The organism is Citrobacter sp. wls615, from assembly GCF_005281355.1.
Lineage (GTDB): Bacteria > Pseudomonadota > Gammaproteobacteria > Enterobacterales > Enterobacteriaceae > Citrobacter > Citrobacter werkmanii.
Map to the genome: position 1 here is coordinate 1 of NZ_SZXM01000013.1, position 26,621 is coordinate 26,621.

Sequence of the window (26,621 nt, forward strand, 5' to 3'; positions counted from 1 at the left end):
TACTGCTCCGCTTAAGTGAACAGTATTGCCGCTTGTCGGGCCTTTTTTTATTCGGTTTTTCGCCCTTGTCCTGTGTTACTCATCCTGCCAAACTAGCGGACCAGATATAAGGAGCCTCCATGTTCTTAATTAATGGCCGCGAGCAAAATTTGCTGGCCGCAAGCGATCGAGCGACTCAATTTGGTGATGGTTGTTTTACTACCGCGCGAATTATCGACGGTGAAATTTGCCTCTTTGCAGCGCATCTTGCGCGTTTACAAGACGCTTGCCAAAAGTTGCTGATCTCTTTCGAACAATGGTCAGAGCTGCAAGATGAAATGAAAATGCTGGCGCAAGGACACGCGCGTGGCGTATTGAAAGTCATTATTAGCCGCGGTAGCGGCGGTCGGGGCTACAGCGGCGCAAATTGTCACAATGCCACCCGTATTCTCTCTGTTTCAGCCTGGCCCGAACATTACGATCGTTGGCGCCATGAAGGGATTACGCTGGCGTTGAGTCCAGTGCGTCTGGGCCGTAATCCGCTGCTTGCCGGACTCAAGCATCTGAATCGCCTGGAGCAGGTATTGATTCGCTCTCATCTTGAGCAGACGGATGCCGATGAAGCGCTGGTTCTTGACAGCGAGGGATGGGTTACGGAATGCTGTGCGGCTAATTTGTTCTGGCGTAAAGGTAATGTGGTTTACACTCCCCGGTTGGATCAGGCCGGAGTGAACGGCATTATGCGACAGTTCTGTATCCGTATGCTGGCACAATCACCGTTCAGTCTTGTCGAAGTGTATGCCGGGTTGGAGGAGATTATGCAAGCCGATGAAATCGTCGTCTGTAATGCATTAATGCCGGTTATTCCCGTGCGTACCTGTGGCGACACGATGTTGTCTTCACGTTTGTTATTCGATTTTTTAGCCCCACTTTGTGAGCACCCGAATTAGTCATGAAAAAACTGTTACTCGTTGTCCTGTTATTGCTGGTTGTGCTGGGCATTGCCGCGGGAGTGGGAATGTGGAAAGTTCGCCATTTGGCGGACAGTAAATTATTGATTAAAGAAGAGACCATTTTTACGCTGAAAGCGGGTACGGGCCGCCTGGCCCTCGGTGAACAGCTGTATGCGGATAAGGTTATCAATCGTCCGCGTGTATTCCAGTGGCTGCTGCGTGTGGAACCAGACCTGTCGCATTTTAAAGCGGGTACCTATCGCCTGACGCCCGACATGACGGTGCGAGAGATGCTGCTACTGCTGGAAAGCGGTAAAGAGGCGCAGTTCCCGTTACGTCTGGTGGAAGGGATGCGCCTGAGTGATTACCTCAAACAACTGCGCGATGCGCCCTATATCAAACATACGCTGAGTGACGATAACTACGAGACTGTCGCTCAGGCGCTGAAGCTGGAAAACCCGCAGTGGGTGGAAGGCTGGTTCTGGCCCGATACCTGGATGTATACCGCTAATACGACCGACGTAGCACTGCTAAAACGTGCGCATCAAAAGATGGTTAAAGCGGTGGATACCGTCTGGGAAGGGCGCGCTGAGGGGCTGCCTTATCAGGATAAAAACCAACTGGTGACAATGGCCTCGATTATTGAAAAAGAAACCGCGGTTGCCAGCGAGCGTGACCAGGTGGCATCGGTCTTTATTAACCGCTTACGTATTGGCATGCGTTTACAAACCGATCCGACGGTGATTTACGGCATGGGGACACGGTATAATGGTAAATTGTCGCGTGTGGATTTAGAAACGCCCACCGCCTATAACACCTACACCATTACCGGGCTACCGCCTGGCCCGATTGCCATGCCGGGAGAGGCCTCGTTGCAGGCTGCCGCACATCCTGCAAAAACGCCGTATCTCTATTTCGTGGCAGATGGTAAAGGCGGTCACACATTTAACACCAATCTTGTCAGCCATAACCGGTCAGTACAGGATTACCTGAAAGTGCTTAAGGAAAAAAATGGGCAGTAACTATATCGTCATCGAGGGCCTGGAAGGCGCCGGAAAAACCACTGCGCGTAATGTGGTGGTAGAGACACTTGAGCAACTCGGTATTCGTGACATGGTTTTTACCCGCGAGCCTGGTGGAACGCAGCTCGCTGAGAAACTAAGAAGTCTGGTGCTGGACATTAAGTCGGTGGGTGACGAGGTCATTACCGACAAAGCCGAAGTCCTGATGTTTTACGCCGCGCGCGTACAGTTGGTCGAAACCGTTATTAAACCCGCTCTGGCGAGAGGCGCATGGGTCATTGGCGATCGTCACGACCTGTCGACCCAGGCGTATCAGGGCGGTGGCCGCGGCATTGATCAAAATATGCTGGCAACGCTGCGTGATGCGGTACTCGGAAATTTTCGTCCGGACCTGACGCTCTATCTGGATGTCACTCCAGAAGTCGGATTGAAGCGTGCGCGTGCGCGCGGCGAACTGGACCGTATTGAACAGGAATCTTTCGATTTCTTTAATCGCACCCGAGCGCGCTATCTTGAGCTGGCTGCCAAAGACGCCAGCATTCGTACTATCGACGCTACGCAGCCGCTGGAGGCTGTGATGGCTGATATCCGCAATACCGTCACCCAGTGGGTGAAGGAGCAGGGCGCATGAAATGGTACCCATGGTTACGACCTGATTTTGAAAAACTGGTAGCAAGCTACCAGGCCGGTCGTGGTCACCATGCGTTACTGATTCAGGCGTTACCCGGCATGGGCGACGATGCGCTGATTTACGCGCTCAGTCGCTATTTAATGTGTCAGCAGCCGGAAGGACATAAAAGCTGCGGACACTGCCGCGGCTGTCAGCTGATGCAGGCGGGAACGCATCCGGACTACTATTCGCTGCTGCCGGAAAAAGGCAAAAGCACGCTCGGGGTTGATGCGGTACGCGAAGTCAGTGAGAAACTGTACGAGCATTCACGCCTGGGCGGGGCGAAAGTGGTGTGGATCCCGGATGCCGCCCAGTTAACCGACGCCGCCGCTAATGCGTTGCTGAAAACGCTGGAAGAGCCTCCGGCGCAGACCTGGTTCTTCCTCGCCAGTCGAGAGCCTGCACGTTTATTGGCCACGCTACGTAGCCGCTGTCGGTTACATCACCTTGCACCACCGGCAGAGTCGTACGCTATCTCCTGGCTTAGCCGTGAAGTGACGGTGTCACCGGAAGCATTGTTGAGCGCATTACGTCTGAGCGCGGGATCGCCGGGTGCGGCATTAACGTTACTGCAGGACGCAAGCTGGACGCACCGCACAGATTTCCTCGCTGCGCTGGCGAACACCCTGCATTCAGGCGACTGGTATATCCTGTTAACGGCGCTCAACCACGATCAGGCTGCCGCTCGTTTACACTGGCTGGCAACGCTGCTGACGGATGCTTTAAAGCGTCCCTATGGGATTTCCCATTTAACCAATCCTGATGCTCAGGATCTCATCTCTTCTATCGCAGAGCGGTTATCCGTCGCCCAGATACAGGCGATACTCGGTGATGTTTGTCATTGCCGTCAGCAGTTGCTGAACGTGACGGGTATAAACCGTGAACTGGTGTTAACCGATCTTATCCTTCGTATTGAGCATTACCTGCAACCGGGCACCGTACTGCCTGTTCCTCATCTTTGAGAGAGACATTATGTTTTTAGTCGACTCACACTGCCATCTTGATGGCCTGGATTATCAATCTCTGCATAAGGACGTGGATGACGTGTTGGCGAAAGCGGCCGCACGCGATGTGAAATTTTGTCTTGCCGTCGCGACAACCCTGCCGGGATACCGCAGTATGCGTGAACTGGTTGGCCAACGTGACAACGTGGTTTTCTCCTGCGGTGTGCATCCGTTAAACCAGGATGAAACCTATGATGTTGAAGATCTGCGTCGTTTTGCCGCCGAAGACGGTGTGGTAGCGATGGGGGAAACCGGGCTGGACTATTTTTACACGCCGGAAACAAAGGTTCGCCAGCAGGAATCGTTCATCCACCATATTCAGATTGGCCGCGAGTTACAGAAGCCGGTTATCGTGCATACCCGTGATGCCCGAGCCGATACGTTATCGATTCTGCGCGAAGAAAAGGTGACGGATTGTGGTGGCGTACTACACTGTTTTACAGAGGACAGAGAAACGGCGGGCAAATTGCTGGATCTCGGCTTTTATATCTCGTTTTCCGGCATCGTCACGTTCCGTAATGCTGACCAACTGCGTGATGCTGCCCGTTATGTTCCTCTGGATCGTTTGTTAGTTGAGACGGATTCCCCGTACCTTGCGCCGGTACCGCATCGCGGAAAAGAGAACCAACCCGCCATGACGCGTGATGTCGCAGAGTACATGGCCGTAGTGAAAGGTGTTGCCGTGGAAGAACTGGCGCAGGCAACCACTGATAACTTTGCCCGCCTGTTTCACATCGATGCTTCTCGCCTGCAATCAGTCCGCTAACTGACTTTTTTTAAAGCTCGTAATTAATAACTAAAGCGAGTAAAGTTCACCGCCACAAAATGGGCGGTGAATAACCAGTTAGACACATTCAGAAACTCATTTTATCGGAATGTGCGAATTTTGCGGCCATTCACAACTGAATTGTGATAGCCGTCAAACAAAAACAGACTGAATTATTTTACTCTGTGTAATAAATAAAGAGCACTTAGATGCTCTGTCCACGGCGAGGCTCTCCCCCCTTGCCAATGCGTGAGAACGTAGAAAAGCACAAATACTCAGGAGCACTCTCAATTATGTTTAAGAATGCATTTGCTAACCTGCAAAAGGTCGGTAAATCGCTGATGCTGCCGGTATCCGTACTCCCGATTGCAGGTATCCTGCTGGGTGTCGGTTCCGCTAACTTCAGCTGGCTGCCAGCCGTTGTATCGCACGTAATGGCAGAAGCAGGCGGTTCTGTTTTTGCGAACATGCCGCTGATCTTTGCCATCGGTGTTGCGTTAGGCTTCACCAACAATGACGGCGTATCTGCACTGGCGTCCGTTGTTGCCTACGGCATCATGGTTAAAACCATGGCTGTTGTTGCGCCGCTGGTTCTGCATTTACCTGCTGAAGAGATCGCCGCTAAACACCTTGCTGATACGGGTGTTCTCGGGGGGATTATCTCCGGTGCGATCGCAGCGTATATGTTCAACCGTTTCTACCGTATCAAATTGCCTGAGTATCTCGGCTTCTTTGCGGGTAAGCGCTTCGTTCCTATTATTTCTGGTCTGGCTGCTATCTTCACAGGCGTGGTTCTGTCCTTCATTTGGCCGCCGATCGGTACTGCTATTCAGACGTTCTCCCAGTGGGCTGCATACCAGAACCCGGTAGTGGCGTTCGGTATCTATGGCTTCATTGAACGCTGCCTGGTGCCGTTTGGTCTGCACCATATCTGGAACGTTCCTTTCCAGATGCAGATCGGTGAGTACACCAACGCTGCGGGCCAGGTGTTCCACGGCGATATCCCTCGCTATATGGCGGGTGACCCGACTGCGGGCAAACTGTCCGGTGGCTTCCTGTTCAAAATGTACGGTTTGCCGGCTGCCGCTATCGCTATCTGGCATTCTGCTAAACCGGAAAACCGCGCGAAAGTGGGCGGTATCATGATCTCCGCGGCGCTGACCTCGTTCCTGACCGGTATTACCGAGCCGATCGAGTTCTCCTTCATGTTCGTGGCGCCGATCCTGTACATCATCCACGCGATTCTGGCTGGTCTGGCATTCCCGATCTGTATCCTGCTGGGTATGCGTGACGGAACATCGTTCTCTCACGGTCTGATCGACTTTATCGTTCTGTCCGGTAACAGCAGCAAACTGTGGCTGTTCCCGATTGTCGGTATCGGTTATGCGATTGTTTACTACACCATCTTCCGTGTGTTGATCAAAGCGCTGGACCTGAAAACGCCTGGTCGTGAAGATGCTACCGAAGACAGCAAAGCGGGTGCGTCCGGCGAAATGGCTCCGGCTCTGGTTGCTGCATTCGGTGGTAAAGAAAACATCACTAACCTCGATGCGTGCATCACTCGTCTGCGTGTTAGCGTGGCTGACGTTGCCAAAGTGGATCAGGCTGGCCTGAAGAAACTGGGTGCGGCGGGCGTCGTGGTTGCTGGTTCCGGTGTTCAGGCGATCTTCGGTACTAAGTCCGATAACCTGAAAACTGAAATGGATGAGTACATCCGTAACAGCTAAGCAGTAAGAAGTTGGGGAGAACTAAGGCAGCCTGCGGGCTGCCTTTTTTAATGCCTTAATTGGCCTGAACGCGAATGGGCGCAGTGGCGGCGAACAGCCACGGACGGGCTTCTGCGTTTACGCGTGGGGACAACGTCTCTCTGACCTGCTGGTGGTAATCATCAATCCACTGTTTCTCAGCATCGCTCAGCAGATGAAGTTCCACCAGGTTCAAATCAATCGGCACCAGCGTCAGCGTCGAGAAGCGGCAGAAGCCCGGACGGCTGTTGATAATCTCCACCTGATTCTCAATGCGGATCCCATATTGCCCGGCCAGATAATAACCCGGTTCGATGGTGATGATATTGCCCGCCACCAGAGGCCAGGGGTTAACTTTTTTGGCAATGCGATGAGGTTGTTCATGGATAAGCAACTGATGGCCTACGCCGTGCCCGGTTCCATGATCAAAATCCAGTCCCAAATCCCACAACGCCCGCCGACTAAAGGCATCCAGTTGATGGCCCTGAGTACCGCTGGGGAACTGCAGTGAAATAAGCGACAAGAAGCCTTTCAACACGGCGGTGTAGTGCAAGCGTCGCTGCGGATCCTGTGGGCCAAATGCGAGGGTACGCGTCGTATCCGTCGTACCATTATGATACTGACCACCGGAATCATTCAGATACATGGCCTGCGAGGTAATTGGCGTATTGGTTTTTTCGCTGGAGTGATAATGACACATCGCAGCATTGCTGGCAGAGGCTGAAATCGTGCTGAAGCTCTGCTCGATAAATCCCGGCTGCTGTTGGCGAAACTCCAGCTGTTTAGCCTGTGCTTCCAGTTCGGTGATCGGATTGCCTGCCGCTTCGCGTAAAGGGACCTCATGCGCCAGCCATGCGAGGAAGTTAACCCAGGCTGCGCCATCCTGTTCATGGCATTCCCGATAGCCTGCCAGTTCAACGTCATTTTTGTGCGCTTTCATTAACGTGATGGGATCGGGGGCCCACAGGACGTTGCCGCCATGTTCTTCTATGGCAAAACGCAATGCCACCGGAGCGTAGTCTTTATCGACCAGAAAGCGCTTCCCATTTGCCAACTGCTGGCAGCGAGCCAGGAAGTTCTCTTGCGGGGCCAGCGTAAGCGTATCCAACAGCGATGCGGGGAGCTGCTGCGTTTTATTGCTATCCACAAACCATTCCAGTTCGCCGCTGCGATGGAGCAGGGCAAATGAGAACGGCACCGGAACCATCGCGAGATCCGAACCGCGAACATTAAGCAGCCAGGCAATGTTATCCGGCAGCGTAATCGCCAGCACATCGGCCTGATGTTGATTGAGCTTCTCCACTACGCGGGTACGTTTCTGTGCGCTACTCTCACCGCTAATGTCGAGGGGCATTTCGCGAATGATGCCGCAGGGCGCTGCCGGACGATCGAGCCATATCTGGTCGAAAGGGTCTTGCTCCAGAGGTACCAGTTCGCAATGCGTCGCCGACAGCGCTTCAAACTGGCTGTTGACCATCAACAGCGGCTCAAAGCCAATACGCGCGCCCGCTGCAACGTGACACTGCAAATAGTCGGCCAGCGGTTCGTCGTGTAAATGATGAATTTCAAAATCATCCAGCGAGACTTCATTGCGCACCTGGACCTGATAGCGCCCATCGACAAACATTAATGCGCGATCGCGCAGGACCAACGCGAGTCCCGCAGAGCCGCTAAACCCAGTCAGCCAGGCCAACTTATTATCATGCGGCGTACAATCTTCACTTTGGTGAGCGTCGGCGCGCGGTACAATCATACTGTCCAGCCCCTGCGCTATCAGCAGGTTACGCAGGGCGGAAAGAGGAGTTGAGTTGTGCATAGTTACCTTCAGGCCTTAACGGAACGGCGGTTCGTTGAATGTGCGTAATTTACGGGAGTGCAGTCGGTCGCCTTCGGCACGAAGACGATCGATAGCCCGGATACCTATTTGCAGATGCTCGGAAATGGCGCCTTCATAAAAACGGTTGGCCTGACCAGGCAGTTTGATCTCGCCGTGCAAGGGTTTGTCGGAAACGCAAAGTAATGTGCCGTAGGGGACGCGGAAGCGGTAGCCCTGGGCGGCGATAGTGGCGCTTTCCATATCGATAGCTACCGCACGGCTGAGGTTAAAGCGCAGCGCAGAGGCGGAGTAACGTAATTCCCAGTTACGATCGTCGGTAGTGACAACGGTACCGGTACGCAGGCGCTGTTTGACCTCTTCGCCGGGCATGCCGCTGACCTCTTTGGTCGCGTCATACAGCGCGCGTTGCACTTCAGCGATGCTTGGAATCGGGATATCCGGTGGGAGTACGGCATCCAGCACGTGGTCATCACGCAAATAAGCGTGGGCCAGAACATAATCGCCAATTGCCTGACTTTCACGCAGGCCGCCACAGTGCCCAATCATCAGCCAGACATCAGGGCGCAATACGGCGAGATGATCGCAAATAGTTTTGGCGTTAGACGGGCCGACGCCGATATTTACCAGCGTGATCCCCTGACCATCAGCGGTAATTAAATGCCAGGCGGGCATCTGGTGCTTCTTCCAGGCGAGGTCGGAGATGGCTTCTTCTGGCGCTTCGGTTTCGGCGGTGATCCAGATCCCGCCCGCGCATGACAGCGCGATGTACGGGCTGTCCGGGTCGAGGATCTGGCTGCAGCCCCAGCGTACGAACTCATCGACATAGCGGGTGTAGTTGGTGAACAGCACAAAGGGCTGGAAATGTTCAACCGGCGTGCCCGTGTAATGACGTAGTCGCGCCAGCGAAAAATCCACGCGTCGGGCATCGAAGTGAGACAGCGGAGAAAATTCCGCCGGATGAAAAATCCCGTCTGCTGTTTCGTCACCAATTTGGGACAATTCAGTGGTGGGGAAGTGGCGCGTTAATCCGGCGCTCATCGAGCGATCCAGCGTCAGTTCTGAACCGTCAATCACATAGGGATAGGGGATTTCATGCTGCGATGGCTCAACAGAGATATGCGCATCATAATCCTGATACAGCAGCGTAAGCTGTTCTTCAAGATAAGGACGAAAGAGCGACGGACGGGTAATGGTGGTGGTATAGCAACCCGCATGGGTAAAACGTCCATAGGCGCGGGTTTTCGGAGGATTGGTGGCGCTGCCATCCCAGGTGACACGAAGTGATGGGTAAACAAAAAGACCGTTATGGCGGGCGATTACGTCAGGGAGCGTCCCTGTTTCAATATACTTACCAATGGCGCTACGCAGTGATTTAACCGACTGTTCGTACAGCGCGTCCAGTTTATCCAGTGCCTGAGCCGGGGTCAGGCTGGCGCCCTTATTGTTCATGTCTGTCTCCTTGTTCCACAGATATACCGCTCTTCCGATAGTATGTCACAGGAATGTGAAACAAAAGTCAGACGATAAGGAAGATTGTGCGAAGACCGGACGACCCTCGCACCGGGGCTTTAACCGTGCTGCTTATCTCGCATTAACAGCGCGGTAGTGGCGGAGATAAGACAACCCGCCATCAGATAAATAGCTACGCTGTGCCAGTCTCCACCTGAGAATGTCACCAGTGCCGCCGCAATAAAGGGGGTAAAACCGCCGCCAACCACGCTGGCCACCTGATAACCAACGCCTGCGCCGCTGTAGCGATAACTTGCGCCAAACAGACCGGTAAACATAGGCTGCTGTACGCACACCACCATATCGTGCGCGATGTTGGCTAACATAATCGCGAAGAACACGATCCAGAAAATAGACTGTGCTTCCAGTGCCATAAAGAACGGGAAGGCGCTCAGCGTACCGACCAGTGCCCCGGTAATGTAGACGCGACGACGACCAAAGCGGTCGGCAAGCCACGCAAAGCAGGGGATGGTCAGACAGCTCAGCCCGCCGACCAGCAATCCGATATTCAGAAACAGCTCGCGCGGCAGGCCCAGGTTTTGCGTCGAGTAGTTAAGAGCAAATGCGGTGACGATATACATCGTCAGCAGTTCACACAGGCGCAGGGCGATAATTTTTAAGAACGCGCCCGGATGGCGGATTAAAGCCTCGATGACAGGAAGCCGCTTTTTCTCCGGTTGCGGCGCCTGTTGCTGCTGTTCGAACTCGGCCGATTCATCCATTCTGTTACGCATCCACAACGCGCCTAATACCAGCACAATGCTGAACAAGAACGGAATACGCCAGCCCCAACTGAGGAACTGCTCATCGGTGGTTTGAGAGCTAATCAGCGAGACGAGGCCGGTAGAAAGCAGCAGACCGACGCCGTACCCGACCTGTACACCGCTGCTATAAAAGGCTTTTTTATTTTTCGGCGCGCTTTCGACGGAAAGCAACGCTGCGCCGCCCCATTCACCACCTACGGCGAATCCCTGAATAGCGCGCAGCGTTACCAGTAGAACAGGGGCCCACCAGCCAATAGTGTCAAAGGAAGGAATAATGCCAATCAGCGCCGTGGCAATCCCCATCATCCAGACGGTGAGCATCAGCATACGTTTACGCCCAAGACGATCGCCGAAGTGGCCGAAGATGACCCCGCCTAGCGGGCGGAACAGAAATCCGACGCCAAAGGTAGCGAAGGCGGCAAGTGTGCCCATCGCCGGACTGACCTGTGGAAAGAACTCGCGGTTAAAGACTAACGCAGCGGTGATGCCATAGAGCAGAAAATCATACCAGTCGACTACGGCGCCCGCGAAGCTACCAAGCGCAGCGCGTCGGGCACGGTTGAGCGAAGAGGCGTCCTGTTGGGGACCCGTGGAGGTGAGGGTGGAATCCATAGTTATCCTGTCTGTACTGTCTTTTAATTATTAGTATTTGAGTTGTGTTACTCACATTGCAGCCGATAGATTACCGGACGTTATGAGATTACCGCGACAGGCATGAAGAGGAAACGATTATATCCCTCGCAGAGGGCAACATGAATAATTAGACGAATGAGAAAATTGAAAAGCAAAAAGCCTGCTTGAAAGCAGGCTTTTCTGAATTTGGCTCCTCTGACTGGGATCGCCTTAGCCAGCAAGTGGCTAATAAATAAGCTAAAGCGAAATCCACTCTCTGTCAAGACCACCAGATTGACCACCAATTTTGATCCCCCAAATGACCATGGGCTTTGCCTTCACTGAGAACAACAGAATGATCCCGTCTGTCATATGGATACAGGTCAGCATATTACGCAATGGGGTAGGTGAGCGTCACCAACGTCTGTTCCTGGCACAGGGCTGCTGTTGCAGCCCTGACAACCTTAGACTTCAATCGATTCAGAGATCTCTAACGCATAATCGACTTCAATTCCCAGATAACCATAACATCGGCGTCTCAAAAGCTGGCGCACCCCTGTTTACAGGCGTATTGATGTCGCACACACTACCGATTATTTTTTCAGGGAAAACGGTGCATTGAGTTACAGGCCCTGTCTCATATTCCTGAATTGAAAATTCGGTAAATCAGTCACCGTTACCATACTGTCAGGCAGATAATTTTCAGGTGTATTATGAAACTGGGATTCATTTTTTCTGACCATTTCATCTGAAAAATAGGCTGGTCATGCAGATACCGTCGGGATCAATTTTACGTCCTTCATCCGTATCGACTGTGATAACGTTGAGACGATAATGATGGGTTAGAACAGAAGTGGCCGTGCCGTAAGAGACAAAAGTACCGATGGCCTGAACGATCGGTTATTACCCCGATTTGCAATCACGGTCATAGTGTTTGTGAAATCCAGTGTGACGGGCCTCTGATCCACGATAAAATTTACAGGAACGCAGCAAACAACCTAGCTACCCGGCATTTGCGCTGCGTTTAAGCGTAATACCCCTTCATGCGTGGCTGGACGCAAAGAGGGGACCCCAGCAGGAATGTGTATAAACCTTCAAATCTGCGTCTGCCAGTGATGTCAGGCGTTCAGTAGACGGATGGGATGCAAAACAGGATTCAGGGTCGAAATGATAACCAACAAACGCATCAGGAGGATAACCAATGTTTGATCCAAAAAAATTCACCACCCCGACCGCCAGGCCGCTTCCCGTCGTCCTGCTTCTGGATATCAGTGGCAGTATGTCCGGAGAGAAAATCGAGAACCTAAATAAGGCCGTCAGGGATATGCTGGATGCCTTTGCGCAGGAAGAGAAAATGGAGACCGAGATCCTTGTTTCCGTCATCACTTTTGGCGATCAGGTTGAGCTGCATGTTCCCTACATCCGGGCTTCTCAGGTGCAGTGGCAGGGTCTGCAGGCAAGCGGAATGACCCCGATGGGAACCGCTCTCGAAATGGCCAAGGACATGATTGAAGACAAGGAGACCACGCCGTCTCGTGCTTACCGGCCGACGATTGTTCTCGTTTCAGATGGGCAGCCTAATGACCGTTGGGAAAGGCCAATGGAGGACTTTATCCTCGAAGGACGCTCTTCCAAATGTGACCGCATGGCAATGGCTATCGGACGTGATGCGGATGAGGCGGTTCTGAAACGTTTTATCGAGGGCACGCCCCATGACCTTTTTTATGCGGAAAACGCCGGGCAGATGCATGAATTTTTCCAGCGAGTGACAATGTCTGTGACCCTGCGTACCCAGTCTCGGAACCCGAACGTGTTACCGGCGTCCATTGAGTTAGATGCGCGCACGAAGTCAAATATTGCTGCGTCAGTCTCTATTGCGAATGATGATCAAGGTTATTGGTAGGGAAGCATAATGGAAAGGAATCAGGAAAATGTGGATTTACCAACACTGATAGCGAATGGCGCACATCATAGTGAAGCTCAGGCAGATGCTTTAGCTGGACAGATAGAGGTTACGCCAGCAGGGGCAAACAAAACTCGCAGAGTTATTGGTTCATTTATTCGTTCTTACAGAGATAAATCGCCTGACCTCTCCAGTAAGGCCTGGCTTAACCTTGAATTCGCTAAATATCCGGATATTTGGCGCACTGAAGAAGAACGCCAACAAGCGGCTAGCGAGATTGTTGAGGAGGTGGCGGTTTTCAGCTTATCTCAGCAAGAATTAGCGGCACATCACAGCAAAGGATTAAGTACCAGCAACTGGCTGGCGGGGAAAGTTGAGCAGGGCGCAACGGCAGGTGGCGTCACCAACTTCGGCGCTTACGCCACGATAATTGATAGCGCCATCGAGACGGCAAACAAAGCAAACATTGATTTGCTTTACCGGAACGATGGCCAGTTGAACCAGCAGCTTAATCTGGATGGTTTTATTGCTGAACAGCACCATGCTGATACCTTCAACCTTGATGCGGTAGCCAAAGGCAGTGAATACCGTGCTGAAGTGTTAAAACCCAAACCTGGCGGGACATATGGCAAAAATTCGGTAGATGTTGTGATTCGGGATGGCGAGGGGAAAATTGTACGTCGCTATCAGGCTAAATATGGGGCCGATGCGGATGCAACAGACACATTGCTTAAAAAAGGTGATTACCGGGGGCAGCGTAAGTTGGTGCCTGAAGGGCAGTCTGATGACATTCCTGGAAGTACTGAAACAATAGAGATTGATGGCGTTGAATCGAAGCCACTTTCTAAACAGGAAGCCAAAGAGAGGCAACGCAGAGCCCAGGAACAAGCCGAAGCCAAACAATATGACTGGAACGAGACCAGCAGGATCGATATTGCAAAAAATATCGGGAAAAACGCGGGTACTGCGGCTCTTTTGTCTGTGGGATTTCAGGGGGCTCGTATTCTCGGGCGGCGGATCTGGAAGGGAATAACAGGGCAAGAAAATAATAGTGCTGAAGAAGACCTTCAAGAGTTTGTTCAGAGCGCTCTGAAATCGGCGGCGACCTCGGGGCTAAGCGTCGCTGTCACGGGTGCCATGACCGTAGCGGTGAAAAGTGGCTGGTTGGGCACTGTGTTAAAAAATACACCTGCTGGCAGAATTGCCAATGCTGTGTGCATCGGTATTGAAAACGCGAAGGTTCTCTACAAATACGCAACCGGAGAAATCACAGCGGAAGAAGCGCTTGATCAAGCCGGCAGCGTCACATGCAGCCTTGTGGGGGGACTTGTCGGTGGGGCCAAGGGAGCGGGCATAGGTGCTGCACTGGGAACCGTTCTGGGTCCCGTGGGGACTGCTATTGGTGGCGTTGTTGGTGGCGTAGTCGGTGGCATTGCTGGAAGTACCGTTGGTGAAGCGATATATGAAGGTGGAAAGAGAATTGTATCTGCAGTCGTTGATTCCGTTAAATCGATGGGGTCGGCAATAGGCAGTGGTATTTCATCGTTCTGTAGCGGCGTGGCCTCTCTGTTTGGATTTTAAGTATGGATATCAAAGGCATTATTGAGGCTATTCGTTCCGGTGTATCAGGAATTCAGATTCTGGGCCAGGACGTCAATCGAATCGATGAAGAAATCGAGACCGTTGCGACCGTACTGGACTTCAAGGTAAAGGAGTGGAATCTGGGGTATGGTTGGGTTGATTTTAAGACTAAAAGGGCTCTGAAACCGGATCAAAATGCATTACTGTATCAGGATCTAAAAGCCATTGCGGATGACGATCCGACGGGGCGGATTTATGTCATACAGAACGCCTGTTCCGTATTAAAAGATGACATCAGAGCGATTGCCAGACTGCAGCAGGAATTGTTAAGGATCAAGCGTCACTTTAAGGGGCAGGCAGCGATCTTTTTCGTGTCTAAAGAGAGTATAGAATTTCCAGAGCTTGTGGATCTTTTGATCCCTTTCTCTTGCTCTCCTCTTTCGTTAGAGCAAGTGGATGGCATTTTTGACTCTCTCTTACAGGAGTACTCTGTCACTGTTACTACCGCAGTGCGTAATTCCCTTAAATCCATATTTTCAGGTATGGAGCGAGACAGGGTGTTTCAAATATTCGAAACGCTAAAAAATAAATATAAGGCCACATTTCCTCAGGAGTCTGTGGGCGATGCTCTGGCCCTGAAAAAAAGAGAGTTATCTCGCTCCGGTTTGCTGGAGTTGGTCGATAGTCAAATAGATATTAGCCAAATCGGTGGGCTGGAACGGCTCAAAAGCTGGTTACGTAACAAGAAACACATCATTGATGATTTAACGAAAGCGCAGGGTTTGGGCATCTCGGCCCCCAAAGGCGTGCTGTTAGCCGGTATGCCGGGATGTGGAAAATCAATGAGTGCAAAAGCGGTTTCCTCATTATTCAATGTTCCTCTTTTTCGCTTAGACATTGGCTCGCTGATGGGAAAATTTGTGGGTGAGAGTGAAGCAAATATGAAGGCCGCCCTAAAGGTTGCAGAACAAGCGAGCCCTTGTGTGTTGTGGATTGATGAACTTGAAAAAGCTTTTTCAGGCATTAACGGGACCGGGGGAAGCACAGAAATCACAACTCGTCTGTTTGGTTATTTTCTAACCTGGATGCAGGAGAAGCCGGGAGCGGTGTTTGTTGTGGCAACTGCCAATGACATAACCCCTATCCCTCCTGAGCTATTGAGGCGGGGACGGTTTGATGAAATTTTTTATGTTAATTTACCCAGTGAACGTGAGCGAAAACAGATTTTCGCCGTTAAATTAAATCAACTGACCCTTCCCCCTAAAGGGCTCGACCTTGCAGAGCTTGCAACCCTGTCTAAAGGTTTTTCCGGCGCTGATATTGAATGTGTCATCAATGATGCGTTAGAAAGTTTGTTCCGCAGTAATGAGCCTGTTCTGACCCAGCCCCTTATTAAGAAGCACATTGACCTGGTGACACCAATAAGTGTTGTTCTTAAAGAGAAAATTGCGGTCTACCAGACGTTGTTTGAGAAATTGAGTCTCAAAGCCGCCTCCCTTGCAGAGGAAGATCTTGAGAGCATTAACGCACTGAGTGACAGCGATGCAGTGTCGGAAAGAGAAAACGCCGCATCAAATGAATTTATCGCATCTGAAAAACTCATACAGTTAGTGAACGATCAAAGCCCGGTCGTTCGCCAGGCAGCCTTAAAAAACCCTCAATGTCCATTTTCAGGCTTACAGCAAGTCGTAAACAGATATTGCAAATTTGATTTTAGTAAGCCCGGATCCTGGAGTAACAACGAAATAACCAAAAATGAGTTCGAGCTGGCATTGCAGCATCCCAATATGAGTGGTGAGCTCATTCTTGAACTCCATTCAAAGCAACTGATTGATGCGCAAAAGCTTTTATCGCTGGCCCATAAGCTTTCATTTGAGGAGCGAAAAAAAATATTTGAATTGGCAACGATAAAATTACCTCGGTCTGTTACAACAGGTACGGTTCAGAATATCCTTTGCTTTACAGGCAATATTGTTAAATATAACGATATTCTTATTGAGATAGATAACGAGCGAGGTAACACCCAAAAAATCAACGCTTCTGTTGACGGGCTTGTTGTCAAGGTGTGCGTCAAAACCGGTGAAACAATTCATGCAGGTGAACAGATCGTGCAAATACTCGTACCTAAAAGTCAGGGACGTATAAATTGAAAAAATATTTAATGACATGGTACGGAATGACGGATTTCAGGGCCTCTCTCGGACTGGAACAGACAACCGGCCCTGTTCTGGGGGCTTTGCTGGCGGAAGATTACACCGATGTGGTCATCCTGGGGTTTACGCGCCCGGTGAAAATCGAAAGCCACGCGGATGATGTCCAGCCAAAAATTGCCGCGACAGAAGGTGTTGACCCGGCTGCTGCAAGACAGTGTATGGACCTGTTTTCAAATACAGAAGGTGCGCACACGCATTTCAATGAATGGCTAAATAAACAGCTTCAGGCTGCCGGTAAAAAAGTCGATGTACATTTTCAACCCGTGGAGCTGGCACATCTCAATGACACGGAAGGTATCTATGAGGCGGCAACGCAATCCCTGAACGCCGTTGCTGCCTCCGAAGGTGAAAAACTGGTTACGCTCTACCTGAGTCCGGGCACTCCCGTGATGGCATTCGTCTGGGCTTTTGCGGCCCTGAGGTACCCAACGCTAAAGAAACGTCTTATCGCATCTTCTCAGCCGGGCAAATCGCCGGAAAGAATCGTCCTGCCGAACGAGTGGCTGGAATGGCACGGAAGACAGGTCCTGCCAGTCAGTGCGGGATCTGATCGGTATGATGCCATTTTTCACCTGTTCGGCGAACAGCGGATCCCTAACCTGCTTGGTGTACTCCAGTTTTCAAGCCGGAAGCATATCTTCGTGAATTCTGCCCAGTTTCCTGCCGATGTCATGAAACCGTTTCTTGGCGAAGCAGAATACGGTGAAATTGCGGTGGACCCGTATGATCCTGACAATGTCCGGTCCACCATTCTGGAGCAGATTGCGGACATGCCTGCTGAGGCGAAGATCGGCTTTAACTTAACTGGTGGCACCAAGTTGATGTATGCCGGGGCCCTTGCCGCCTGTCGCAAGGTGAATGCAACACCATTTTATTTTGATTTTTCAAAGAAGCAGGTGATCAATCTAAATAGCTTCACTAAAAGTGAGATTGTTTCAATTGATTCGGTAGAAACATTCCTGAAGTTGAATGGTGATGGATTAACCATCTCTAAGCCCGGTCTGACTGAACACGATATTTCTCGCGAGATGATTACGGCTTCTCAGTTAATTTGGGAAAATCGTAAGTTAATGGTGTCTAAGTATCGCGAACTGAAATCTTATCTCGAAGAGAAATCATTCAAATGTTGGGGTAATGACTTCTACGCAGAGCTGACAATAGAAAAACAAGGAAAACTGACCATCGGGGGGCAGTCGTTTGTGTTTGATGATTGTCCGGATTTTATGGAATTTCTCCTGGGGAAATGGTTAGAGGTGTATGTCTTTAGTGTGTTAATGCCGTTAAAGGAATCGGCCGTACTGAAAGATATACGCCTTGGGCTTGAGGTATCCGTTGAGGACGTTGATTCGAACGATAACTTTAAGTCCTATCATGATGGGTTTAAGGAAAAAACAGGTTATCAAGAATTTGATGTTATCTGTACCGACGGATACGCTTTATTTGTTATTGAATGTAAAAGTGGGAAAGTTGAAGCACACCATATTTCGAAGCTTAGCGAAATTACCAAGCATTTTGGTGGGGTAAAAGGCAATGGGGTTATGATTTCAGCATTTCGTCCCTCACATCCTGTGGTCAAGCAAAAATCAGATGACCAGACGAATGTAAACTGGTTTTTTGGGGAGCATGCGTCAGACCGCTTGTTGAAGTTTTTTGAGAGTAATTAAAATGGATATATATTTTATTTTCGATACTTCAGGAAGCATGGATGAAATGGGGAAAATTCATCTTCAACGGAATTTAGCCCGTTATGCAATTCAAATGCCTGGCCTGGCTCAGGAAAAATGTACGGATTTCGTCATCCGTTTATATCAGTGGCATCAGGATATTTCCGAGGTCACGCTGCAAAGCGATGGGGATATTCCATCCTTAACCGCAAAAGGCTCCTCGAGCCTTGCTGAGCTCTCTGATTTTTTATTCCAACATGTTTATAAGAGCGGGGTGGCAAGAGTTCTCATTCTGTCTGATGGCAATTTCCCCAGTTCAGATACCATCAACTTTCAAAACCAGCTTTGCACCTTCCCCGACTTCATTATCCGGACTGTTGCAGTCGGCGCTGATGCTGACCTGTTGAAGTTGCGGAAACTGTCTACAAACAACACCGTTTACCTTCCGGAGAATATCGCTTCAGCGATGAACAGCACTCTCTTTGGCTCTGATGAGCCGGTGACCGCTCCGGTATCCGCAGCCCAGATACAGCACTCCGCACCCGCTGAAACAGTTGAGCCTGAGGAGGACTGGGATGCGTGATCCACTCTGGAACAGCTGGGGGGCCTCAGTAATCGGCCCCCTTCATGTTAAAGCGGGAATACCCAATCAGGATTCCTGGAGGGCGCGCCGGTATAAATGGGGAAATGTCGTCGTTGTATCGGACGGACTGGGCAGCAAGGCACATTCAGATCGCGGGTCAAAAGCCGCCTGTCTAGCTGTCTTTGAGGCAGCCAGGGACTATCAGAATACCCCTGCGGCCTCTATCGGTGATGTTCTCAGACTCATTCATGCCAACTGGCTTATGAAGATAGCGCCGTACGCTTCAACAGAGTGTTCGGCCACCTGTCTTTTCGTCATCCAGACAGAAGGAACTATCACTCTGGGTCGTCTGGGCGACGGCATGATTGCTGTCCTTGGCGAAACTGACGAACACCACCTTATCCTCAGTGATACCCGACACGATTCCTTCTCAAACTACACAAACAGTCTTCAACAGGCGTTTAGGCCCGAACAATGGGAAACCGCGACGATTGCAAGCGCGGCGTGCCATGCCGTTGTGTTATGTACGGATGGGATATCCGATGACCTGTTACCCGAAAAACAGATGATTTTTGCACAGGAGCTCTGCTCCACGTATTCAAACGTCAAGCCTGAGGAAAGAAAGCGGGATCTTCGGCGTTGGCTCAGTGAATGGCCGGTTCCAGGACACTCCGATGATAAGACGATTGCCTGTCTGTTTAAGCAAGGAGGCACCCGGTGAGTGAATGGTTCAACAGGTATGTGGATGAATATCAGAATGTGCACATTCAGGACAAGGTGCTCGGTCAGGGGGGCCAGGGTGTTGTTTTCCGTACCCGGGATCCTGATCTGGCGATCAAACTGGTGACCGATGAGAGCGGAAACCCTGTCACCGATGACGTCTCGGTGGAACGGTGTTCGAAACGCTTTAAGCGCGTCCGGCTCTTGCCTCTGCCGGAAAACCTGAATATATCCGTACCGGCAGCGCTGCTTCAGAACAAGGCCGGTTATGTGATGCAACTGTTGAGTGAAATGGTCCCGTTCAGCCATTTCTGGCTTGATGGTCAGACCGCAGAAAAAATGGGGCCTGACCAGATCCCGGCATGGCTTTCTGCCATGCCGGAGAACGAAGCTAAAAAGATTGTTCATTACTGCAAAACGGGCGGGCTAAGGCGCAGACTTCATGCGCTCTACAAGTGTGCATCATTACTGGCACGTCTCCATGGTAACGGCATGGTCTACGGTGATATCTCGCCCAACAATATCTTTATTTCAGAAGGCATGAATGATACCTCCGTCTGGCTGATTGATGCCGACAATATTCGATTTGAAATTTTGGCAGGGGGAAGCGTTGTTTACACACCAAAATACGGCGCCCCGGAGCTGGTTCAGGGCACTGATGGTGGAAGACCGTCAAGCGATTGTCATGCGTTTGCGGTGGTGGCGTTTTACCTTCTTTCGCTGATTCACCCGTTTGTTGGAAAAAAAGTGGATGGAACAGATGAAGGCGACTGGGCTGATGAAGAAAATGATGACGGGGATGTAGAAGATAAGGCTTACGCTGGATTGCTCCCCTGGGTTGATGACCAAAATGATGATGCCAACTCTTCCGACAGCGGTCTGCCCAGATCCCTTCTCCTCACCGCGAAACTGACGGCCTTGTTTGAGAGCACATTCGGTCCGGGAAGGACATCTCCTTTGCTGCGGCCGACAATCTATCACTGGCCTGAAGCTCTCGCCCAGGCCGCGGATATGACCGTCACATGCCCGGGGTGCTCGATGCATTATTACTATGATTTTATTCACCCGGAAACAGAGGCGCACCATTGCCCTTACTGTACAACGCCGAGGCCGCAGGTGCTCATTCTGGAGTCTTATCGATGGAAGGGCAGTGATACCCCCCTGGAACTTCCCTGCTGGCGCTATGTCCGCGAGATCCCGCCGGGGTCAGAGCTGACAGTACCGAGACGCGTCTTTGATGAGTTTCTCATGCTTGATTCTGATACAGCAGAGGTGCTCATCTCTTCAGGCGATGAGGGCATTCTGATTAAAAAGTCAGATCATGCTAAAGCTGATGTCTCTGTTGCTGCTGACAGCCATCCGCAACGTGGTTTTCAGACAGTTTATTCACAGATGAAAATAGACCGTGCAACCCCGGATGTTCCGTTTTGGATGTTCACAAACATGAATAGTCCCCGGTTGGTTAAATGCATGATCAGCGGAAGTGACAAATGAAACTCAAAGACATAAATGCTGAAATCACTTTTGAATTATGGATGACGCCGGCGCTGTACGAAGAGACGCCAACCACGGGGGTGGGCTCTATTGCCCCTCACCAAAATGACCAGGCATACAGATTAAGAATCGATGGCCAGCAGTGGAGCATGGTGCTTCGGGATACTCCGGCCGGAAACGATCTGAATTTTCACTTAAAAAGAGGCTGTGCGCACCTTGCCGAAGTCATGCTGGTTGCCCAGGATCGCAGTGTGCTGGTGAAAATTGTCTTTTTTAACGGTGAAATTGTTGAAATTGGTGATGTGGAGATCGGCATTGATGAGCGCATAGAGTTTACGGCGAAAAGAAATGGCATTCGCTTCAATGGCGCTGAAGAGTTGGGGGGCGTATTAAACGAAAAATGTAACATCATCGTTGGTGGCGACGATTTCTTTCTGCTAATGAGTGGACCATCCGCCTGGGCTGACTTTGAAGCGGATATGTCTGAAGAGGGAGGCTCACCTGATCCCCAGGGCGTTGTACAGGAAAAATACAGGGAATTTTCTGTCTATGGTGAGAGGGTGCGTATTCCGGTTGAAAGGCGCAATGTCGAGACGTTCAGGGATATCTATTTTGCGACCAAAGCGATCTTTAGAGACGATCATAAGAAGGAAGGATCATTACGTCTGGCAAGGGGGAAGGTCCGGTTTACTGATTACACGAAGACGGGACGCATCCGTGCTTTAGCCGCCGGCGCGATGAGTCAGCTTTCCAGGGAAACCGGGAGTTACCTGAAACAGTGGGACGAATACGGCGCAATTGAAGGTGAAATGCTGCTGGCCAGGGCAAAAGCTGTTGGCAGGGTGGATTATCATGGCACTGAACAGACAACAAAAGGAGTTAAGTTCTTTGTGTCGTCTGTTCCGGAACAACTTACCGAAGGCGATGAGATAGAGATCACCTCCGAGGAACCTTTATACCTCAGAACTCCGGATCTTACCTGGGAAGCTTACAGCAAGGCTCTGGAAGAAGAATTTGCCGCCAAACGGGATCGAAAAAAAAACGATGCTGAAATATCCGTTTCTGTTTATGCCCCGATCCTGACTATTTCAAAGACCAGTATTGAACTGGATCTGCCGTCAATTCCGTCCGGTCAGATGTTTTTGATCCTGTCCATCAATGGCGACAAGATTCAGATTGAAAGACGAATGCGGGCACGTTCAGCCATTCTGGAAGGACGCTGCGCAAATCCGCTTCTCGGCCTGCTTATTGAAGAAGGCGGTATACTCCCGGACATACAGCGTGTCACCAAACTGAAACCTTTGACGTCTTTTGTGAAAGAGAAAATTTTCAGGCATGAGCCAACGCCTAAACAGACAGAGGCCATCGATGTCGCACTGAACACCCCAGATATTGCGCTTGTTCAGGGGCCTCCGGGAACAGGGAAAACAACGGTTGTGACAGCCATTCTTGAACGGCTCAATGAGGAATATGACAAAACCCGCTCGATAAGAGGTCAGATACTTGTCTCCGGTTTTCAGCATGATGCCGTTGAGAATATTGTGGCAAGGCTGAGTGTGAATGCGCTTCCGGCAGTGAAGTTCGGCACCCGGTCTGGTGGCTCAGAATTTACGACAGATGCCGTTACTGAAAAACTGAACAAATGGTGCGCCACTGTCGCCGGAAAGATTCGAACCAAAAACCCTCAAATGGTTCAGACGGAGCATCAGGTCAGACTGACAGAGCAGTTTGTCACCTATTCACTGTGCCCCTCAAAGAACAACACCGCCAGTTTAATAAAGCGTATTCTGGATTTGCCCAGAGACGTGATTTCTGAAGATATCACCCGTGAGGCTGAAGAAATCATCAATTCCCTGCATACGGAGCCCACGTCAGACGATCCTTCCACCTTGCGGCTCGTGAGGGCTCTGCGTGTCAGTGAAGCCGCCTTTGTTGACGACGGTGCGGTAAGAGCGGTTGATTTACTGGACAAGATAGAAGGCGGACCGGCTAATCCGGATTTACGTGTTCTTGAAAAAGCGGCTCGCTGGCGCAGCGGTAAGCCGCTGAATTTCCTTCCAGAACTCAGAGAACTGAAAGCATCACTGCTCTATCAATATCTGCCCTCGCCTGATTTCAGGACAGAAAAACCAAGAGAGGATGTGTTGAGACTGGTGACAACGGTATCTCAGCATCTGGAGAAAGAACTCAGTTCAACCCGTAAACGTGATGCAATACTGGCTGAGTTTTTACATGAGCTTGAAAACAATCCTGATGGCGTACGTGAGGCCATAGAGGACTACAACTTTGTGTATGCGGCCACCACGCAACAGGCTGTCGGAAAAGACATCATCCGGTCAAAGAATAAAAACGTCCAATATGATCAGCGAACGGAAATGGTTAAGTACGATACGGTGATCATTGATGAGGCCGCGAGAACCAGTCCGCGAGATCTGCTTATCCCGATGTCCCAGGCGGTAAAAAGGATAATTCTTGTCGGGGACCACAGGCAGTTGCCTCACCTGATTGACCAGGAGGTCGCCAGAGCTCTCGAAGGTGACGATCGATCAGGTCCGCCGGCTGATGTCGATTTTGTGAAGAAAAGCATGTTTGAGTATCTGTTCAACCGCCTGAAAAAACTGGAGGAGAAGGACGGCATCAAGCGAACGGTAACACTGGATGCGCAGTACCGGACACACCCGTTGTTGGGGGAGTTTGCAAGCCGCAACTTTTATGATCGATACAATGAAGGTTATCGTTCTCCTTTAGGCGCTAAATATTTTACCCAGAAGTTAAACGGCATCGAAGATAGCGCCGCCGTCTGGATCCATGTGCCCAATGAGGCTGGAAAAGAGCAGCGTCTTGAGAGTGGCAGTCGTGAAAGAGAGGCTGAAGCTAAAATTATCGCCAAGAGACTAAGTGACTGGATTAAGTCAGATGAGTCCACTGCAGATTATATGAAGACGTTAACCCATGATGACAGGCAACCCGGCCTTAGCTTTGGTGTCATCAGTTTTTATAAAGCCCAGGTATTTGCTGTTTATAAAGCCCTGCAAAAATACGGTATCACGGAACGGGCACAGGATGGTGCATGGCAGATATGTCAGGAATACCGCTTTCTCGACAATGGTGAAGAGCGGCTCCGCATCGGCACCGTTGATGCCTTTCAGGGGATGGAATTCGATATTGTGTTTCTTTCCATGGTGAGGTCTCAGGATATGAACGCCTTACCGCCTCATATACGCAACGAGGAGGATGACAAAAAGAAACAGCAAAAACTCTTCGGGCATCTCATGTCGGAAAACCGCCTCTGTGTGAGTATGAGTCGCCAGAAGAAGGTCCTTGCCATAGTGGGAGACGGCGTGTTTGCGAACACCCAGATAGCAGAGGATGCCGTTCCGGCCCTGAAAAACTTCTATGATTTGTGCCATGAAAAGGGGGTGATCCTGTGAGTGCAAAACCCAAAGATCATCGTCCTAAAGTCATCAGTTTCCGCACCGCACTGGATGGATTGAACATCGCCGCCAGACAAAGTGTTCTGTGGCCATGTCATGCCTTCAACATCTCACTTCCGCAAAAGAAAAAGAGCGGTCTCAATGTATTTGAAGAAACTGTTCTGAAGATCACAGAGATTGAATCCGGCGACACAGAAATGATTGCGCAGCTCACGTGTCTGGAGAAGGAGCTGGTGGCTTTTATTCAGAGTCGCCTCAACCAGCTCGGTCTTTTGAATGATCGCTATGAGTTGTCTGAGCAAGGACAGGCGCTTTTGAACGAGTGGCAGAATAAATCCGACGGAGATCTGGAATACACCGTGGCCACGGTGTTTGTGGATCTGCTGTACGGAAAGCTTCTACCTTATGTCAGTACGAAACAACTGAGCTACAAAAAAATAGAGACCCTTTACTCAAAAGAGAATCTTCAGAAAAAGGGGGAGTTTGAACACTATGTGAATTTTTTCATCACCCCCACTGATGATAAATACATTCGGGCGATTCAGATACGTCCAGCAAACGACGCTTTCTGGAAAACCGTTCCTGACGCCAACGACATCATCAGAGCTATCAGGGAATTTAAGAGGAAATATAAGCGGCAGGCGCTGTTGAACCAGGGCGTCGAGCAGTACCCGCCTCCGATCCCTGTGGCTGAAGCCATATCCTTACAGGCGAATCCGGAACTGGTTTACCTGCATTGCCACGCCCTTATCCAGACAGGCAATTCTGACATTCTGGTGACGGATGGATGCGGCTTCGGATTCTCTGAGAGCTTTGCCAGTTACCTGATGTCTCAGAACTGGCAGTGGGTCATCGACCTGAAGAATAAAGGGGTTGTCGACACGCTGAACCCCGACCAACGCAATGAAGAGGCTGAAAAAGACTCTTTAGCGGCGGATGAGTTGAAGCAATATCCGCGGATAGCGCGCCCACTTCGGCGCGCACAAGCGTATCTGTCAGACGCTGAAAAAATCAGGATTGATTCATCCAATGATGAGCAGGAATTCACCCGTCTGACCGGCCTGGCGGTCGTCGCCCTGTATGAAGCCATAGAATGGGCGTTGCGGTTTGTTGTTTCGGATAACCCAGTGACGCACTGGGAGCGATTATTCTCGTCACAGTCCTACAGGGAAAATGACAAGATACTGCGCTCGTTTGCCACCCGGATTGGGTTTGATGTTTCAGAGAGTGTGAAGGGCCTGCTTCAGGTTAAACCCGGCAAAATCAGAGACGTTGACCATGGTGCTTCCGAGATGCAGCCGCTACTGGCTATGGCAATCGCCGGGGCGATCAATGATCCCAGCCATCCACTTAATCGTCTGGCCATTGAAGATGCAGGATGTCTCTCTTTTATTCACGCGCTGAAAGACGTCAGGGATCCTGTTTCCCATGGAAACGCAATGGGTGTGCAGCTCTCAAAGGAAACTCTTCAGGGCTATTGCAGGAGAACCGTTCGGCTTATTCAATTACTGATACCGGATATCACGCGGGATGCTGATACAACCAAATCACGGCAGAAAAACGATATTGATCAGGTCAGACTGAAGGCCAGGATCGAACTGGACAGGTCATTGGGGCTGGGTTTCGTCCACGCGGTTTCTCCGTCGTTGCGGGAAGAACTGGTCAAAGTGACGATCTTAAACCAGATGACGACTCTGGATAATGAACAGCAACAGCGCTACATAAATTTACTGGCGTCCATTATGCAACTGTCGTTATTTGAAGCCGCTAAGGACCGGATAACCCCCTTCAAAAACCGAACAAACCTGAGGGATGAGGCGATTGAAAAAATCGTTCAATCCGGTTTTTATCCCGCACCTGATGCCATACCAGTGCAAATCAGTACGGTAAACTGCAGTCGACTCTCTCGTGCTGTGCAAGGTTCAAGCACAACTCTTGGTGCTCAACTTCTTGCGCTTTGTTTATTGGCATCAGAAAGCGAAAGGGTCGCACTCAAAAGGTCTTTTCCGGATTGTTTCGAGCTTATCGCCAGTTTAATCAAACTGCGTGGGCACGGTAATCAACAGAATTTTGACTATTCAAGGGAATACCTGGCGTCATTAAAAATGAACGTATTCAAACTCATCAAAATAATTATGGAAGAATTTTAGTGGACTCTAAAAAAAATA

At 50.6% G+C, this 26,621-nt stretch carries 18 protein-coding genes; 15 read left to right on the forward strand and 3 right to left on the reverse strand.

The window, feature by feature from the left end; all coding sequences use genetic code 11:
* Positions 1-119: 119 nt before the first annotated feature.
* From pabC to ptsG, 6 genes are all read left to right on the forward strand, one after another.
* Positions 120-929 (forward strand): aminodeoxychorismate lyase, encoded by an 810-nt coding sequence (gene pabC, locus FDX04_RS04385; protein ID WP_137370487.1) that lies wholly within the window; start codon positions 120-122, stop codon positions 927-929.
* Positions 930-931: 2 nt separating this feature from the next.
* Positions 932-1,954, forward strand: a complete 1,023-nt coding sequence (yceG, locus tag FDX04_RS04390) for a cell division protein YceG (RefSeq protein ID WP_137370488.1) — start codon at positions 932-934, stop codon at positions 1,952-1,954.
* Positions 1,944-2,585 (forward strand): dTMP kinase, encoded by a 642-nt coding sequence (gene tmk, locus FDX04_RS04395; RefSeq protein ID WP_042309174.1) that lies wholly within the window; start codon positions 1,944-1,946, stop codon positions 2,583-2,585. The genes yceG and tmk overlap by 11 nt, the downstream gene beginning before the upstream one ends.
* Positions 2,582-3,586, forward strand: coding sequence for a DNA polymerase III subunit delta' (gene holB, locus FDX04_RS04400; RefSeq protein WP_137370489.1), 1,005 nt, complete (start codon positions 2,582-2,584; stop codon positions 3,584-3,586). Before tmk ends, holB begins: the two co-directional genes overlap by 4 nt.
* Positions 3,587-3,596: 10 nt before the next feature.
* A complete protein-coding gene (locus FDX04_RS04405) occupies positions 3,597-4,394 on the forward strand; it encodes a metal-dependent hydrolase (RefSeq protein ID WP_038639768.1) in 798 nt (265 codons plus the stop codon).
* Between the two features lie 293 nt (positions 4,395-4,687).
* A complete protein-coding gene (ptsG, locus tag FDX04_RS04410; RefSeq protein ID WP_003036277.1) occupies positions 4,688-6,121 on the forward strand; it encodes a PTS glucose transporter subunit IIBC in 1,434 nt (477 codons plus the stop codon).
* 55 nt (positions 6,122-6,176) lie between these two features.
* On the opposite strand, the gene FDX04_RS04415 is transcribed toward ptsG, so the two are convergent.
* The 3 genes from FDX04_RS04415 to shiA form a co-directional block, all read right to left on the reverse strand.
* Entirely contained in the window at positions 6,177-7,955 is a 1,779-nt protein-coding gene (locus tag FDX04_RS04415; protein ID WP_137370490.1) for an aminopeptidase P family protein, read from the reverse strand.
* Positions 7,956-7,970: 15 nt separating this feature from the next.
* A complete protein-coding gene (locus tag FDX04_RS04420) occupies positions 7,971-9,425 on the reverse strand; it encodes an AMP nucleosidase (RefSeq protein ID WP_042309167.1) in 1,455 nt (484 codons plus the stop codon).
* Between the two features lie 119 nt (positions 9,426-9,544).
* Positions 9,545-10,861 (reverse strand): shikimate transporter, encoded by a 1,317-nt coding sequence (gene shiA, locus FDX04_RS04425; RefSeq protein ID WP_038639777.1) that lies wholly within the window; start codon positions 10,859-10,861, stop codon positions 9,545-9,547.
* Positions 10,862-12,062: 1,201 nt separating this feature from the next.
* On the opposite strand from shiA, the gene FDX04_RS04435 reads away from it, so the two are divergent.
* The 9 genes from FDX04_RS04435 to FDX04_RS04475 are packed head-to-tail and all read left to right on the forward strand — an operon-like array spanning position 12,063 to position 26,603.
* The gene (locus tag FDX04_RS04435; RefSeq protein ID WP_023327867.1) at positions 12,063-12,764 is read left to right on the forward strand and encodes a VWA domain-containing protein; all 702 of its coding nucleotides are present in this window, start codon (positions 12,063-12,065) and stop codon (positions 12,762-12,764) included.
* Positions 12,765-12,773: 9 nt separating this feature from the next.
* Entirely contained in the window at positions 12,774-14,345 is a 1,572-nt protein-coding gene (locus tag FDX04_RS04440) for a hypothetical protein (protein WP_137370492.1), read from the forward strand.
* 2 nt (positions 14,346-14,347) lie between these two features.
* Positions 14,348-16,495, forward strand: coding sequence for an AAA family ATPase (locus FDX04_RS04445; RefSeq protein ID WP_065357657.1), 2,148 nt, complete (start codon positions 14,348-14,350; stop codon positions 16,493-16,495).
* The gene (locus tag FDX04_RS04450) at positions 16,492-18,222 is read left to right on the forward strand and encodes a Card1-like endonuclease domain-containing protein (protein WP_125292339.1); all 1,731 of its coding nucleotides are present in this window, start codon (positions 16,492-16,494) and stop codon (positions 18,220-18,222) included. The genes FDX04_RS04445 and FDX04_RS04450 overlap by 4 nt, the downstream gene beginning before the upstream one ends.
* Positions 18,223-18,259: 37 nt before the next feature.
* Entirely contained in the window at positions 18,260-18,805 is a 546-nt protein-coding gene (locus tag FDX04_RS04455) for a hypothetical protein (protein ID WP_206063157.1), read from the forward strand.
* Positions 18,798-19,526, forward strand: coding sequence for a PP2C family serine/threonine-protein phosphatase (locus FDX04_RS04460; RefSeq protein WP_065357656.1), 729 nt, complete (start codon positions 18,798-18,800; stop codon positions 19,524-19,526). Before FDX04_RS04455 ends, FDX04_RS04460 begins: the two co-directional genes overlap by 8 nt.
* Entirely contained in the window at positions 19,523-21,019 is a 1,497-nt protein-coding gene (locus tag FDX04_RS04465) for a lipopolysaccharide kinase (protein ID WP_137370493.1), read from the forward strand. Before FDX04_RS04460 ends, FDX04_RS04465 begins: the two co-directional genes overlap by 4 nt.
* Positions 21,016-24,450, forward strand: a complete 3,435-nt coding sequence (locus FDX04_RS04470; protein WP_137370494.1) for an ATP-binding protein — start codon at positions 21,016-21,018, stop codon at positions 24,448-24,450. The genes FDX04_RS04465 and FDX04_RS04470 overlap by 4 nt, the downstream gene beginning before the upstream one ends.
* The gene (locus tag FDX04_RS04475; RefSeq protein WP_065357653.1) at positions 24,447-26,603 is read left to right on the forward strand and encodes a hypothetical protein; all 2,157 of its coding nucleotides are present in this window, start codon (positions 24,447-24,449) and stop codon (positions 26,601-26,603) included. The genes FDX04_RS04470 and FDX04_RS04475 overlap by 4 nt, the downstream gene beginning before the upstream one ends.
* Positions 26,604-26,621: the final 18 nt, after the last annotated feature.

Bases quoted from the DNA above. Each gene is read 5' to 3' on its own strand.
- shiA (WP_038639777.1), bottom strand. From the start codon at position 10,861: ATGGATTCCACCCTCACCTCCACGGGTCCCCAACAGGACGCCTCTTCG.
- FDX04_RS04415 (WP_137370490.1), bottom strand. From the start codon at position 7,955: ATGCACAACTCAACTCCTCTTTCCGCCCTGCGTAACCTGCTGATAGCG.
- FDX04_RS04405 (WP_038639768.1), top strand. From the start codon at position 3,597: ATGTTTTTAGTCGACTCACACTGCCATCTTGATGGCCTGGATTATCAA.
- FDX04_RS04455 (WP_206063157.1), top strand. From the start codon at position 18,260: ATGGATGAAATGGGGAAAATTCATCTTCAACGGAATTTAGCCCGTTAT.
- holB (WP_137370489.1), top strand. From the start codon at position 2,582: ATGAAATGGTACCCATGGTTACGACCTGATTTTGAAAAACTGGTAGCA.
- FDX04_RS04420 (WP_042309167.1), bottom strand. From the start codon at position 9,425: ATGAACAATAAGGGCGCCAGCCTGACCCCGGCTCAGGCACTGGATAAA.
- FDX04_RS04435 (WP_023327867.1), top strand. From the start codon at position 12,063: ATGTTTGATCCAAAAAAATTCACCACCCCGACCGCCAGGCCGCTTCCC.
- FDX04_RS04440 (WP_137370492.1), top strand. From the start codon at position 12,774: ATGGAAAGGAATCAGGAAAATGTGGATTTACCAACACTGATAGCGAAT.
- FDX04_RS04445 (WP_065357657.1), top strand. From the start codon at position 14,348: ATGGATATCAAAGGCATTATTGAGGCTATTCGTTCCGGTGTATCAGGA.
- tmk (WP_042309174.1), top strand. From the start codon at position 1,944: ATGGGCAGTAACTATATCGTCATCGAGGGCCTGGAAGGCGCCGGAAAA.
- yceG (WP_137370488.1), top strand. From the start codon at position 932: ATGAAAAAACTGTTACTCGTTGTCCTGTTATTGCTGGTTGTGCTGGGC.
- FDX04_RS04470 (WP_137370494.1), top strand. From the start codon at position 21,016: ATGAAACTCAAAGACATAAATGCTGAAATCACTTTTGAATTATGGATG.
- ptsG (WP_003036277.1), top strand. From the start codon at position 4,688: ATGTTTAAGAATGCATTTGCTAACCTGCAAAAGGTCGGTAAATCGCTG.
- FDX04_RS04460 (WP_065357656.1), top strand. From the start codon at position 18,798: ATGCGTGATCCACTCTGGAACAGCTGGGGGGCCTCAGTAATCGGCCCC.
- pabC (WP_137370487.1), top strand. From the start codon at position 120: ATGTTCTTAATTAATGGCCGCGAGCAAAATTTGCTGGCCGCAAGCGAT.